The following is a 13154-nucleotide window of genomic DNA, read 5'->3' as shown; positions in this document are numbered from 1 at the left end:
AGAATGTCCGTATTACGGGTGTTTCCAGCAATCTCTGTAGTTTTTCAACGCTTTGTTTCAATTGTTAACCGCTGTGCCTGCGGGCGAAATTCGCGGTTCATGCTGCCGCACTCTAATGACCCTACCGAGTACGGCACCACAACAAAAACAATTGGAGCTTCACCATGAAAAAACAACTGAGCGCACTGGCCCTGGCAATGGCTTTCGCCTCCCCTCTGGCACTGGCAGCAGAGGCCCCGATCGTCGGGCTGATCACCAAAACCAATACCAACCCCTTCTTCGTGAAAATGCGCCAGGGCGCAGAACAGAAGGCCGAGTCCATGGGTATCGAGCTGCGTTCGTTCTCCGGAAAATTTGACGGTGACAACGAGTCCCAGGTGCAGGCCATCGAGAACCTGATTGCCGCCGGCGCCAAGGGCATCCTGCTGACCCCGAGCGACCCTGCCGCCATCGTGCCCGCGGTTGAACAGGCCCGCGAAGCCGGTCTGCTGGTCATCGCCCTGGACACCCCCCTGTCACCGGCCAGTGCTGCAGATGCCACCTTTGCGACCGACAACTTCAAGGCCGGCGTTCTGATCGGCGAATGGGCCAAAGCACAGCTCGGCGACAAGGCAGCGACCGCCAAGATCGCCATGCTGGATCTGAACAGCAGCGAGATCACCGTGGATGTTGCCCGCGACCAGGGTTTCCTGCAGGGGTTCGGTATCGAACTGAATGACCCCAACGACATCGGTGATGAAACCGATCCGCGTATCGTTGGCAACGAAGTCACCCAGGGCGCCGAAGAAGGCGGCCGCACCGCGATGGAAAACCTGCTGCAAAAAGAGCCGGGTATCAACGTTGTGTACACCATCAACGAACCGGCCGCCGCCGGTGCCTATGAAGCGCTCAAGGCCGTCGGCAAGACCGATGCCCTGATCGTATCGGTTGACGGTGGCTGCCCGGGTGTGAGCAACGTCAGGGACGGCGTCATCGGCGCCACTTCGATGCAGTTTCCGTTGCTGATGGCCTCCATGGGTGTTGACGCCATCATGGAGTTTGCCAAGACCGGCACCCGGCCACAGGCATCCGAGGGTCTGGACTTCGTCAATACCGGCGTCGAGCTGATTACCGACACACCTGTCGAGGGTATCGAATCCAGGACTTCGGCCCAGGGCCTGGAGCTGTGCTGGGGCTAAACCGCGCCGCCTGGGGCATAGCCTCAGGCGGACCCTCCATATCCTCTTCAGGCCGGGCAACTTCGCTGCCCGACTCCTTGTGACCCACAACAGCAGGTGTGTGTTATGACCACGCAGAATGCCAAGGTGCAGACAGCCGATCACGAAAAGATCGCCAACGCGGCTGGCGGTGACTTTGCGACCTTTGAAGGCGCACAGGTCTCGCTCGGCGAGAAGCTTCACCAGTTTTTTCACAAGTACCCCGTAGCCGCACCCACCATCGTGCTGCTGACCGCCATCGCCCTGTTCAGCTTTGTGATTGGCGAGCGCTTTTTACATCCCTTTAACCTGTCGCTGATTCTGCAGCAAGTGACGATCATCGGTGTGCTGGGCATCGCCCAGACCCTCATTATCCTGACCGCCGGCATCGACCTCTCCGTGGGTGCCGTGATGGTGTTAACCTCCGTCATCATGGGCCGCATGGCTGTCGACCTGGGCATGCCGTCGGGCATGGCGCTGAGTATCGGCCTGATTGCCGGTGCTGTTACCGGCTGGATCAACGGCCTGCTGGTCACCCGCTTCCGCCTGCCGCCGTTTATCGTCACCCTGGGGACCTGGAATATCTTCTTCGCCCTGAACCTGTGGTATTCGCGCAGCGAGACCATTCGCTCCCAGGAAATCGATGCCGTGGCACCGCTGCTGCACTGGACCGGTAACGCCATCGACATCTTCGGCGCCCGCCTGACCTACGGTTCACTGCTGATGCTGGCCCTGTTCGTCGTGATCTGGTACGCCCTGAAATGGACCGCCTGGGGCAAGCATGTCTATGCCACCGGCGATGACCCCGCTTCGGCGCGACTGGCCGGTATTCGCACCGAGCGCGTACTCATGTCCGTGTATGTGGTGGCGGGTGTACTCTGCGCCGTGGCCGCCTGGGTACTGATCGGCCGCATCGGCTCCGTCAGCCCGCAGGCCGGCATGATGGCGAACCTGGACAGCATCACCGCCGTGGTGATCGGTGGCACCAGCCTGTTTGGCGGTCGCGGCTCGATCTTCGGCACCCTGATGGGCGCCCTGGTGGTGGGTGTATTCCGTAACGGCCTGGCGCTCGCCGGTGTTGATGTGCTCTGGCAGGAGTTTACCGTTGGCGCACTGATTATTGTCGCCGTTGGCGTCGATCAATGGATCCGGAAGGTATAAATCATGACTAGTGACAAGAAAATCGTCCTCCAGGCCCGCGGGCTGGTAAAGCGCTACGGCCATGTCACCGCCATCGATCACACCGAGTTCGAACTCTATGCCGGCGAAGTGCTGGCGGTGATCGGCGACAACGGTGCCGGCAAATCCTCCCTGATCAAGGCGCTGTCCGGCGCCCTGGTGCCCGATGCCGGCGAGATCCTGCTCGACGGCAAGCCCATCCACTTCAAGAACCCGATGGACGCACGGGCGCTGGGTATCGAAACCGTCTACCAGAACCTGGCAGTGTCGCCCTCGCTGGACATCGCCGACAACATGTTCCTGGGCCGTGAGCGTCGCCGTCCCGGCATTCTGGGCTCGCTGTTTCGCATGCTCGACAAGAAAGGCATGCACGATGATGCCAAGGCCAAGCTGTCGGAACTCGGCCTGCTGACCATCCAGAACATTGGCCAGGCGGTGGAGACCCTGTCCGGCGGCCAGCGCCAGGGCGTCGCCGTGGCCCGTGCGGCGGCCTTCGCCCGCCACGTGGTCATCATGGACGAACCCACTGCGGCACTGGGTGTGAAGGAATCGCGCCGGGTCCTGAACCTGATCAATGACGTACGCGCCAAGGGCCTGCCGGTGATCCTGATCAGCCACAACATGCCCCACGTGTTTGAAGTGGCCGACCGCATTCACATCCATCGGCTGGGCAAGCGCATCGCCGTGGTAAAACCCGATACCCATACCATGTCCGAAGCGGTGGCCATCATGACCGGCGCCCTCAACCCCGAAGATCATCCAGCCGGCGCCTACGCCGCCTGAACCGGTTTGGTGCGGCCGCAAGGCCGCGCCTTTTTCGTATCTGTGTACTTGTCACTGTCAGGACACCCCAAGCATGACCACGCTGCTCGACAACAACTTCCTTGGCATTCAGCACCTGGGCGTGCCGGTCACGGACCTCGACGCCTCCCGCGCCTTCTATGCCCGGCTGGGTTTCCAGTGTGTGATGGAAAAGACCTTTGAGGATACCAACGGCCCGGTAACGGCCGTGATGGTGCAGCGCGCCAACCTGGTTATCGAGCTGTACCTGCTGCCCGGCGACGAGCGCGCCGAAATTGGCAGCCGTCATGATGGTCACATCGATCATATCGCCTTTTCGGTATCCGACATCGACCAGGCCTTTGCCGATATTCGCGCCGCCGGCTTTGAAACCCTGCAGGACGCGCCCATCAGCCTGCCGTTCTGGCGCAACGGCTGCCGCTACTTCTCGATTCGTGGCCCAGGCGGTGAAAAGCTCGAGTTCAACCAGATCCTCGCGGCCTGAGCCCGCAGCAGCGTCAACGCCTGAAAGCCCCTTTTGGCCACTGAAGCGCTACGCTTTGTATCCCGACAATGGTTAAATGTCGCTGTGCCCCTGGCCCGCAAATGGTCATTGAGTCACTGCAGTCCACCGACCACCATCATTAAAGGAGATCGCCATGTTCGCCCTCAAGCCACTGGCGATGCTCGCAGCCCTGCTGGCAAGTCCCGCCGCACAGGCCCAGGCACCCCCTGCGCCGGCGTCCGCCGTGCTGAATTCCATCGGTGTCTCGGTGTCGGATCTGGGCAACCCCTATTTTGTCGAGATCGCCCGGGGCGCCGAACGCAGGGCCCGCGAACTGGGCGGTGACCAGGTACGGGTGCAGGTGGTCTCCAGTGCCTATGACCTGCCGCGCCAGATTCGCCAGATCGACGCCTTTATCAGTGACGCTGTACAGCTTATTCTGCTCTCCGCCGCGGATCGCGACGGCATTGCCCCGGCCGTACAGCGCGCCCGTAACGCCGGAATCCACGTGATTGCAGTGGATGTCGAGGCCGCCGGCGCCGAGGCCACCATCACCACGGATAACCGGGTGGCCGGAACGCTCGCCTGCGATTTCCTGGCCCGGCGCATCGGGGGCAGCGGCAAGGTCGTGATCATTAATGGTCCGGCGGTGTCGTCGGTGATTGAGCGGGTACAGGGCTGTCGCGCCGCCCTGGCGGACTTTACCGGTATCGAACTGCTGTCCGACAGCCAGAATGGCGGTGGCGCCCGCGAAGGCGGACTCGAGAAAATGACCGCCCTGATGACCGCCCACCCCGATATCCAGGGCGTTTTCACCATCAACGACCCGTCGGCACTGGGCGCCGAACAGGCGGCACACCAGGCCGGGCGCAGCAACTTTGTGATCGTCAGCATTGATGGCAGCCCCGCCGCCCTCGAGCAGCTGAGCAACCCCGCCAGCCTGCTTGAAGCCACCGCCGCCCAGTTTCCCGGGCGTATCGCCGAACGCGCTATCGATACCGGGCTGCAATTACTGCGAGGCGAAACCCTCGATAAGCAGCGCATCCTGATCAGGCCCGAGCTCTTGACGAGGGACAACGTGCAGGATTACCGCGGCTGGAACAGCCTGGGCGCCAGCAGGGTGGTAACGCCTTAATCCCGGGCGCCAGGCTCACAGACGGGACCCGCATGCTCTGCAAGCAGGATTTTTTTCAGGGCAGCGGGCGCTGCAAAGGAGGAGCCCTTAAGCGGCGGCCAGGGATTGACCGGGAAACCGTCCCGGGCGCTCGCATAGCTGCTAAGGGTATGCAGCTGGATATCCGGGCACAGATCCCCATCGAGGTCGTAACCCAGGGGGACTCCATCCGGCGTGCTTAGCAGCCTGGCAAAGTAGGCCGCCGGTTCGCGGCGATCCACCAGCGCGTTGTCACTGACAAAGTTCGCGAGCTCAGGCTCGATGGCGCCAACGGTAATCACACCGCGGGCAAAGGAAAAGGTATTCACCATGCCACGGCCACCGTTGCCCGCGATGGTGACAACGGTCACTCCGGCATCGGCCAGGGCTTCCAGCTCCCGGATGATCGCCACCGTTGACGCCCAGTTACCACCCGACTCATTCCATTCTTCCAGCTGCGTCAGGTAGTGCGCGGCCCGGGACCGGTACAGCGGCACCTCGAAGGCACTGATCAGGGTGGAGGATTCCCAGGACAGCAACACCGCATCCACCGGCTGACGCTCGAGCCGGGCCCGTATTTCACGCAGGTTCAGCACAATGGACTCCAGCGGCGGCCGGTCACTGGCAATGGGATAGAGGAAAAAGGACAGATCGGGATGAGCGGCAATCAGGCGTACCAGGTCACCATGGTAATAGGGCTCCTTTATCTGATCGCCATCCAGGTCCAGCATCCCGTACATCCAGCGCTGCAAGTCCTGCTCCTGTGCCGACGCGCTCAAGGCGGGAAAGAAGCGGTCGACGATCGCCACCCGCTGGGCGGCCTGCCCGCCGGGCGCGAATAAAAACGACAACAGCAACAACGACAGTGCAACCCTGCAAGACATGACAGATCCCTCTGTGAAACAGGAGCTTCCTCAGCCGGCACCACAGCCCGGGCCAGAACGGTCAAAACTGCACAGAGTATAGCCAGACGGGGCCCGCCATGGCCGGTTCAGGGCCTGGGGTATTTACAGTGCGCGGTACATCTGAAGGTTCAGCCTGCAATCTCGGCGCGATGCACCTGGCGATAGGACGCCGGCGTCGTTCCGCTCCACTTGCGGAACGCACGCACGAAAGCGCTGGGCTCGGTAAAGCCCAGCATGGACGCCACTTCCTGCACGCTGATATCGGGGTAATTCAGGTATTCCTGTGCCGCCGCGAAGCGACTCTGGTCCTTGAGTGCCTGATAGGTTGTACCTTCACGTTCGAGCTGGCGACGCAGGGTTCTGGATGACATGTTCAGCGCACTCGCCGCCTCGATGATGGTCGGCGGCTGCCGACTGAAGTCCCGTCCGATAAGGCCCCGTACCTGGGCACTGACCGAGCGGTCACCGTTAACCATGACCATCAGCTGGTACGGCGCCGTGCGCAAAAAACTGCGCAGGGTTTCGGCATTTTGCATCATCGGCATATCCAGCTGCGCGGCGGGAAATACAAGACAGTTTTCGGGCCCGTTAAACTCCAGTTCACATTGAAAAAGGTTTTTATAATCATTGAGGTTAGGCTGGGGAGCGAAGGTAAAACCTGCTTTTTCCAGCGGCAAACGATAGCCCACCATCCAGCTCATGAAATGATGCCAGATCGACAGCGAGGAGCGAATCAGGGCCGGTGTCTCGTTGGAGACAAGGCGCTTCACCGTATCCGCGGGCAGGGAATTGAGGGCCACATACCGAAAAACCGCATGCTCGCCCTCGATGTCAATATGGGGCTTGACCGTCGGCCCCTTGCATATTTCGTAGAACTGGCTGCAGCGGCGTATCGCATCCCCCAGCGTTGCGCAGGTAATGACACTGAAGCACATCATGCGAAAGGTGCCGTTGGGCATGCGCCCGCCGCTGAGCATGCCAAAGGATTCATCCTGCACCAGCCACATCATGCGCTGGTAGAGCTGGCCGAACTGCTCGGCCGGGAATTCCTCGCGCCCTTCTATGTCCGCCCGGGACAGGCCAATGGATCTTAACAGCGAATTGACGTCATAGCCTTTCTGCTCGGCATGCATCAGCAAGCTTTCGACATAATCGATGGAAACGGCATCGGATCGGGACATAGCGGGGAGTACCAAAACCCTGTAACTGACTGAAAATACTACCCGTGTGCCTCAGCGGGCACAACCTGCGGTTGCTGCAACCTCGGGACTGCCCTACCCGTGGCCCGCACGCCAGCACGCGCAACAACGAAAGCCGCGGCGCGCCAGGCTTCACTGTGCTGCGTAACAGCCAATCGCGGTCGAACCGACCGGACATTCGGGAATCTACCGTAAAGTGGTGGCCCGAAAAGCCGGTGCGATTGCAGGCCAGTGCCACAAACTGCCACCCTGGGGAGTCAATGCCATGAGAATTCAGTTGCTGGTAACCCGTGAGGATTTTTCGGCGGCCAATATCGAGCGCGAATTTCGCGAACTCGGCGTCGGCTATCAGGTGGACTACCTTGAAGATCATCCCGACCTGATCGCCCGCTACAATATCCGCCACTCCCCCGCCATCCTGATTGACGGCGAGCTCGCGTTCAGACACCCGCCGAGCGACCGCGAAATGCGGGACTACTTTCACCAGCTCAAGCTGCGTCACTAGCCTGTCGACAACTGGCAATGACCTCACTGCGTGCCGTCACCGGGTCGACTCAAGAGGCGCGCCGCCTCTTTACCTGATTACGCAGGCTCGTAAAGACTGGGTAGAGACCGCACAAGATAACGGTATAAAGCCATCAATGGAGCCGCAGTAAGCGAGCCCCTCCATTTCAACAAAAGACGCCAGGACCATGATGTTCGTGTTTAACTTCAATCGCTTAAATGCGCAACTCAAAGTCAGTATGCAGGCGAAAACCGGTCACCTGGGCGTCAGTCCGACGCCACACCGTCGATCCAGGTTTGCTGTACCTGCAGCTGCTCATCCAGCAACACCAGGCTCGCCTGGTAACCCGCACGCACACGACCGTATCGATCACCCAGGCGCAAAAACTCGGCCGGATAGAGCGATGCCATGCGAAGACTTTCCTCCAGTGACAGCCCCAGCAGGCGCACGCAGTTGCGCACCGCCGATGCCATATCCAGATCCGATCCCGCCAGGGTGCCCTCGGGCGACGCAACCCGCCCCCCTTCGCGCACGATGCTCTGTCCAAGCAGTTCAAACTCACGCCCGGGGACACCCACGGTCTGGACGGCATCGGTTACCAGCATCATCTTGCCAGCGGCCTTGGCCCGCAGCGCAATCCGCAGGGTTGCGGCGTGTACATGGTGATTATCGACAATCAGGCCACACCAGCTGTTGTCGTCATCCAGCGCCGCACCCACCACCCCGGGCTCGCGGCTGGTTAATGGCGACATGGCATTGAACAGGTGGGTAAAGCCACTCAGCCCCTGCGCCAGCGCCTGGGTCATCTGCGCATAGGTAGCCTGGGTATGGCCGGCCGCGACGACGATGCCGGCTTGTGCCAGTTCGCGAATAAAGTCTTCGCTCACCTGCTCCGGCGCCAGGGTCACCAGGGTAACGCCCTCGCCCTGCAGGCCGCGCAGCAACGCCAGTGCATCGGCCTCGGGCCCGCGAATCATCGCGGCCGGATGAATCCCCTTGCGCTGCAGGTTAAGAAAGGGGCCTTCCAGGTGAATACCCAGCACACCCGGTACGGAAGACAGCGCCACCCGCGTGGCCTCCAGCGCGCTGTGCATGACATCATGCCGGTCACTGATCAGGGTGGGCAGAAAACCGGTGGTACCGAAACGACGATGCGCCCGGCCGATGGCCTGAATGCCCGCAACATCCGGACTGTCGTTAAACAGCACGCCACCGCCACCGTTAACCTGGGTGTCAATAAAACCCGGTGCCAGCAAGTGCCCGCCCAGGTCCACGACATCGATGCCCGCGGGCAGGCGCGCAGGATCTGTCAGCGCTTCGATGCGACCGTTTCGTATCCAGAGCGCACGGTCCTGGTGTATCTGTTCGCCGTCAAAGATACGGCCGTTGATCAACGCAAATTGCATTGGGTTCCCCCGGGTATTCACTTTATTGAACAGCGTTATTACGCAGGTTTCGCGCCAGCAACAGGGCGCCGTCCATCGCATCGCCAACAGGTGCGCACAGCAAGCCGAGCAGCGCTTCAGGCAGCCAGGGCCGCAGCGGCGCGCTCAGGCCGCCCATCAGGCAAACCCGGCGGGCGCCGAGTTGCTGTAGCCTGGCCAGCAGGTCGCCGGCGTCCTGGCCGCACTGCTGCAGCAGGCGGATCGCAAGCGGATCCTGCTGGGCGGCGAACTGCAGCACCAGCGGAGCAAAGGCGCCATAATCCCGCGGCCTGGCCTGTTCGGACCAGTTCAGCACCCGGGCATGGGAGTGATCAAAACCGGCCAGTACAGCCTGACTCAGCGGTGTCTGCGCGATAACGCCATCGAGCGCCAGCATCGACTGGCGCACCAGGTTCAGCCCCAGCCAGGCACCACTGCCCTGATCGGAGATCATGAACCCCCAGCCACCGACGACATCGAAGCGCCCGGCTTGTTGGTATACACCGCAGGAACCGGTCCCCAGGATCAGAATGCCGCCGTCTTCGCCCCTGTGGGCACCCAGGCAGGCCGTATGGGCATCGGTTTCTACCGCCACAGCGGCAAAGGGGTGCGCAAAGTCGCGTACCGCCTGGCACCGCGACGCGTCCACGGCACCGGCCAGGCCAAAGCCTGCAAAGGTACGTGCCAGCACGGAGCGGTCGAGCCCGGCCTGATTGAGTGCCTCGTCGGTTGCCTTGAGGATCTCGGCGTAGGCCTTGTCGACCCCCAGGCGCACGTTGGCGCTGCCCGCACGCGCCTCGCCCAATACCCGACCCGCCACCGTGCTCAGGCGCACCCGGCAGGAGGTTCCCCCCCCATCCACGCCAAGCAGATACTCTGCATCGTCATTCATCATCGTTACGCCTGTAAATGTCTGGCTTGCGGTCTGATTCACAGCACCAGACCACTCAAAACGGGGTTAGCTGCGTCCGTTCAGCAAGTCGGTTTCCTGTCGCACGCGCTGGTAATACTCGCCATGCTCGAGCCGCGCACCGGCGGCGCTATCCACGATAACCAGGGCACAGGGATGCAACTGCAAGGCCGATGCAGGGCAACTGGCCGTTACCGGCCCTTCGATCATGGCCTGCACGGCATCTGCCTTGGACTCACCCGTGGCCAGCAGCAGGGCCTTGCGCGAGCGCAGAATTGTACCGATGCCCATGGTGATTGCCAGACTGGGCTGAAACTCGTCCGGCGAAAAAAAGCGACTGTTGTCGGCCAGCGTCTGCGGTGCCAGCGTCTTGATGCGGGTACGGGACCCCAGGCTGGAGCTGGGCTCGTTGAAGCCGATATGACCATTGCGACCAATACCCAGCACCTGCAGATCGATCCCGCCGGCCGCGTCAATCAGTGCTTCATAGGCCTCACCGACCGTCTCGGGATCCCCCAGTCCATCCGGCACCCAGGTCTGTGCCAGCGGGATATCAATGTGATTGAACAGGTGCTGGTTCATGAAATGGCGATAGCTTTGGCGATGGCCGGGCGCCAGCCCCACGTACTCGTCCAGGTTGAACGAACGCGCCTGCGCAAAGCTCAGCTGGCCGTCCCGGTAACGCCGGATCAGCTCGTCATAGAGCGCAATGGGCGTATTGCCAGTGGCCAGGCCCAGCACGGCGCCGGGCCGGGTACGCATGAGCGCGCTCAGTTGATCGGCACCCAGACGCGCCACCTCCTGCGCCGAATCAGCAATGATGACCTGCATAGCGTTCCTCCATCGGGGCCTGTATAGGCCGACATAAACAATACCTTTACAATACCACTATTTTGCCGAGGTGCAATAACCCGCCAGTAAAATCCCGAAGAAGCCTCTGCATACGGACCGAAAGCCCAAGATTCGCATTTAATTTATGGAGTGGTATTGCCATTGGACTGCATTGTGGTCTACATTGGTATTCAGAAAGCGGGAAGGCATGTCTAAAGATAAAGACCACCAGCCCGACCTCACCCCAACAAGCGCGGAGCACAATAACAATGAGCAAGCCCATCAACGCTATGGCAACACGGCTTGGCAGCCTTTCCCTGGGTCTGGTGCTGGCCAGCGGCAGCGTCGGCGCCTGGTCCGCCGAGAAGCTGGTGATCGAAAGCTGGCGCAACGATGACAGCAAGATCTGGAACGACGTCATTATCCCCGCGTTCAATCAGCAGCATCCGGATATCGAACTGGTGTTCGCCCCCACGCCGCCGAGCGACTACAACTCGGCGCTGCAGGCCAAGCTGCAGGGCGGTACCGCCGGCGACCTCATTACCTGCCGCCCCTTCGATGTGTCCCTCAGCCTGTATACCAAGGGCAACCTTGAAGCCCTGAACGACCTGCCAGGCATGGAAAATTTCTCGGATTTTGCCCGCAGCGCCTGGATCACCGATGACGGCAAGGATACCTTTTGCCTGCCAATGGCCTCGGTCATTCACGGCTTTATCTATAACAAGGAGCTGTTTGCAGAGCTCGAGCTGGAAGTACCCAAAACCGAAAGCGAGTTCTTCAAGGTGCTCGACACCATCAAGAACGAAAGCCGCTACGTGCCGCTGGTGATGGGCACCTCGGACCAGTGGGAATCCGCCACCATGGGCTTTCAGAACATCGGGCCGAATTACTGGAAAGGCGAGGCCGGACGCAAGGGACTGCTCGATGGCAGCCAGAAACTGACCGACACCCAGTACGTGCAGGTGTGGCAGCAAATGGCCAAGTGGGGCCCCTACATGGGCCGGGGCTACGAAGCGCAGAAGTATGCCGACTCCCAGAACCTGTTTACCCTGGGCCGTGGCGTGATCTACCCCGCCGGTTCCTGGGACATCCCGACCTTCAACGATCAGGCTGACTTTGAGTTTGCCGCCTTTGCACCGCCGGTGCCCGATGGCCAGGACAGCTGCTACATCAGCGATCACACCGACATCGCCATGGGCATCAATGCGGCCAGCCCCAACAAGGCCGCGGCCCGTACCTTCCTGAGCTGGATGGCGAGCAAGGACTTTGCCGAACTCTACTCCAACGAACTGCCGGGCTTTTTCTCGCTGTCCGACCACCCGATCGAGATCAAGGACCCGGTGGCACAGCAATTCCTGAGCTGGCGCCAGGATTGCGAGCAGACGATCCGCAACTCCTACCAGATCCTGTCCCGCGGCACGCCCAGCATGGAAAACGAGCTCTGGAACGTGAGCACCCAGGTGCTGAACGGCACCCTGAGCCCGGAAGCGGCTGCCCAGCAGGTCGAGGCTGGCCTGCAGCAGTGGTACAAGCCGCACCAGTAACGGGTGGTAAGCACAGTGCGCCCGACGCGGCGCACTGCGGCACGAACGGCTCCTTCAGACAAATTTCAACGCGGGTACAGCACCATGTCCCAACCCACCGCCATTGCACGCCGCTTTCCGTGGCACATCCTGTTTTTCCTGGCCCCGGGCCTGCTGATTTACGTGACCTTCAGCGTGTATCCGCTGCTCGATACCCTCTGGCTCGGCCTGTTCCAGGAGGATGAAACCGGCCAGCGCTTCTTCGCCGGCATCAGCAACTACCAGACCCTGCTGCTGGATGCAGCCTGGTCCGAGCCGTTCTGGAACGCGCTCTGGAACAACACCAAGTTCTTTATCATTCACATGCTGGTGCAGAACCCCATCGGGCTCTTTCTGGCCGCCCTGCTCAGCTCGCCCAGACTGCGCCTGAGCAACACCTACCGCACGCTGATTTTCATGCCCACCATGCTGTCGGTGGTCATTATCGGCTTCGTCTGGCAGCTGCTGCTCAGCCCGATCTGGGGCATCAGCGAAGGCTTTCTCTACAGCATCGGCCTGGGGCAGTATTTCGATGCCTGGCTGGGCAAGGAATCCAGCTCGCTCATTACGCTGGCGCTGATTTCGGTGTGGCAGTTCGTCGGCATCCCGATGATGCTGATCTACGCCGCCATGCTGAGCATCCCCGATGACCTGATCGATGCCAGCGTGGTGGACGGCTCCAATGCCTGGCAGACCTTCTGGCACGTCAAACTGCCACTGATACTGCCGACCATCGCCATGGTGTCGATCCTGACCTTCGTGGCCAACTTCAATGCCTTCGAGCTGATCTACGCCGTCAAGGGCGCATTGGCGGGGCCCAACTTTTCCAGCGACATCATGGGCACCCTGTTCTACCGCACCTTCTTCGGCTTCCAGCTGCAGTCAGGCAGCATCACCATGGGCGCCGCAGTGGCGACCCTGATGTTCCTGATCATTCTGGTGGGTGTGATGCTGTACCTGTTCGTGATTCAGCGTCGCATGAAACGCTTTCAGCTTTAAGGGGAG

The 13154-nt window shown here is 61.2% G+C and carries 13 protein-coding genes; 8 read left to right on the top strand and 5 right to left on the bottom strand.

Features of this window, described 5'->3' with window-relative positions; all coding sequences use genetic code 11:
• Positions 1–164: 164 nt before the first annotated feature.
• The 5 genes from KDW95_RS03995 (at position 165) to KDW95_RS03975 (ending at position 4795) form a co-directional block, all read left to right on the top strand.
• On the top strand, positions 165–1178 hold the full coding sequence (locus KDW95_RS03995) for a sugar ABC transporter substrate-binding protein (protein ID WP_255854978.1): 1014 nt from the start codon (positions 165–167) through the stop codon (positions 1176–1178).
• A gap of 105 nt (positions 1179–1283) precedes the next feature.
• Entirely contained in the window at positions 1284–2357 is a 1074-nt protein-coding gene (locus KDW95_RS03990) for an ABC transporter permease (RefSeq protein ID WP_255854977.1), read from the top strand.
• Between the two features lie 3 nt (positions 2358–2360).
• The gene (locus KDW95_RS03985) at positions 2361–3158 is read left to right on the top strand and encodes an ATP-binding cassette domain-containing protein (RefSeq protein ID WP_255854976.1); all 798 of its coding nucleotides are present in this window, start codon (positions 2361–2363) and stop codon (positions 3156–3158) included.
• Between the two features lie 73 nt (positions 3159–3231).
• Entirely contained in the window at positions 3232–3660 is a 429-nt protein-coding gene (locus tag KDW95_RS03980; protein WP_255854975.1) for a VOC family protein, read from the top strand.
• 154 nt (positions 3661–3814) lie between these two features.
• Entirely contained in the window at positions 3815–4795 is a 981-nt protein-coding gene (locus KDW95_RS03975) for an ABC transporter substrate-binding protein (protein WP_255854974.1), read from the top strand.
• Here KDW95_RS03975 and KDW95_RS03970 read toward each other — a convergent pair.
• Positions 4792–5697: a hypothetical protein gene (locus KDW95_RS03970; RefSeq protein ID WP_255854973.1), complete on the bottom strand. Its 906-nt coding sequence runs from the start codon at positions 5695–5697 to the stop codon at positions 4792–4794. The two genes, KDW95_RS03975 and KDW95_RS03970, sit on opposite strands and share 4 nt — an antisense overlap.
• Positions 5698–5846: 149 nt before the next feature.
• Positions 5847–6899 (bottom strand): AraC family transcriptional regulator, encoded by a 1053-nt coding sequence (locus KDW95_RS03965; RefSeq protein ID WP_255854972.1) that lies wholly within the window; start codon positions 6897–6899, stop codon positions 5847–5849.
• A 283-nt stretch (positions 6900–7182) separates the two neighbouring features.
• Here KDW95_RS03965 and KDW95_RS03960 point away from each other — a divergent pair, with 283 nt between their 5' ends.
• Entirely contained in the window at positions 7183–7422 is a 240-nt protein-coding gene (locus tag KDW95_RS03960) for a thioredoxin family protein (RefSeq protein ID WP_255854971.1), read from the top strand.
• Positions 7423–7688: 266 nt separating this feature from the next.
• Here KDW95_RS03960 and nagA read toward each other — a convergent pair whose 3' ends face one another.
• The 3 genes from nagA to nagB form a co-directional block, all read right to left on the bottom strand.
• Entirely contained in the window at positions 7689–8828 is a 1140-nt protein-coding gene (gene nagA, locus KDW95_RS03955; protein WP_255854970.1) for an N-acetylglucosamine-6-phosphate deacetylase, read from the bottom strand.
• A gap of 22 nt (positions 8829–8850) precedes the next feature.
• A complete protein-coding gene (locus tag KDW95_RS03950) occupies positions 8851–9738 on the bottom strand; it encodes a BadF/BadG/BcrA/BcrD ATPase family protein (protein WP_255854969.1) in 888 nt (295 codons plus the stop codon).
• A gap of 66 nt (positions 9739–9804) precedes the next feature.
• Entirely contained in the window at positions 9805–10587 is a 783-nt protein-coding gene (nagB, locus tag KDW95_RS03945; protein ID WP_255854968.1) for a glucosamine-6-phosphate deaminase, read from the bottom strand.
• Positions 10588–10856: 269 nt separating this feature from the next.
• Between nagB and KDW95_RS03940 the strand changes: the two genes are divergently transcribed.
• Together KDW95_RS03940 and KDW95_RS03935 are read left to right on the top strand one after the other, a co-directional pair.
• Complete coding sequence (locus KDW95_RS03940) at positions 10857–12131, top strand: ABC transporter substrate-binding protein (RefSeq protein WP_255854967.1); 1275 nt, start codon at positions 10857–10859, stop codon at positions 12129–12131.
• A gap of 84 nt (positions 12132–12215) precedes the next feature.
• The gene (locus KDW95_RS03935) at positions 12216–13148 is read left to right on the top strand and encodes a carbohydrate ABC transporter permease (RefSeq protein WP_255854966.1); all 933 of its coding nucleotides are present in this window, start codon (positions 12216–12218) and stop codon (positions 13146–13148) included.
• Positions 13149–13154 lie beyond the last annotated feature (6 nt).

Source organism: Marinobacterium rhizophilum (assembly GCF_024397915.1).
Lineage (GTDB): Bacteria > Pseudomonadota > Gammaproteobacteria > Pseudomonadales > Balneatricaceae > Marinobacterium_A > Marinobacterium_A rhizophilum_A.
This window is presented reverse-complemented; position numbering and strand designations above follow the sequence as displayed.

What these genes read in the sequence shown, in the direction of transcription:
- KDW95_RS03995 (WP_255854978.1), top strand. Translation starts at nt 165, where the DNA reads ATGAAAAAACAACTGAGCGCACTGGCCCTGGCAATGGCTTTCGCCTCC.
- KDW95_RS03990 (WP_255854977.1), top strand. Translation starts at nt 1,284, where the DNA reads ATGACCACGCAGAATGCCAAGGTGCAGACAGCCGATCACGAAAAGATC.
- KDW95_RS03985 (WP_255854976.1), top strand. Translation starts at nt 2,361, where the DNA reads ATGACTAGTGACAAGAAAATCGTCCTCCAGGCCCGCGGGCTGGTAAAG.
- KDW95_RS03980 (WP_255854975.1), top strand. Translation starts at nt 3,232, where the DNA reads ATGACCACGCTGCTCGACAACAACTTCCTTGGCATTCAGCACCTGGGC.
- KDW95_RS03975 (WP_255854974.1), top strand. Translation starts at nt 3,815, where the DNA reads ATGTTCGCCCTCAAGCCACTGGCGATGCTCGCAGCCCTGCTGGCAAGT.
- KDW95_RS03970 (WP_255854973.1), bottom strand. Translation starts at nt 5,697, where the DNA reads ATGTCTTGCAGGGTTGCACTGTCGTTGTTGCTGTTGTCGTTTTTATTC.
- KDW95_RS03965 (WP_255854972.1), bottom strand. Translation starts at nt 6,899, where the DNA reads ATGTCCCGATCCGATGCCGTTTCCATCGATTATGTCGAAAGCTTGCTG.
- KDW95_RS03960 (WP_255854971.1), top strand. Translation starts at nt 7,183, where the DNA reads ATGAGAATTCAGTTGCTGGTAACCCGTGAGGATTTTTCGGCGGCCAAT.
- nagA (WP_255854970.1), bottom strand. Translation starts at nt 8,828, where the DNA reads ATGCAATTTGCGTTGATCAACGGCCGTATCTTTGACGGCGAACAGATA.
- KDW95_RS03950 (WP_255854969.1), bottom strand. Translation starts at nt 9,738, where the DNA reads ATGAATGACGATGCAGAGTATCTGCTTGGCGTGGATGGGGGGGGAACC.
- nagB (WP_255854968.1), bottom strand. Translation starts at nt 10,587, where the DNA reads ATGCAGGTCATCATTGCTGATTCGGCGCAGGAGGTGGCGCGTCTGGGT.
- KDW95_RS03940 (WP_255854967.1), top strand. Translation starts at nt 10,857, where the DNA reads ATGAGCAAGCCCATCAACGCTATGGCAACACGGCTTGGCAGCCTTTCC.
- KDW95_RS03935 (WP_255854966.1), top strand. Translation starts at nt 12,216, where the DNA reads ATGTCCCAACCCACCGCCATTGCACGCCGCTTTCCGTGGCACATCCTG.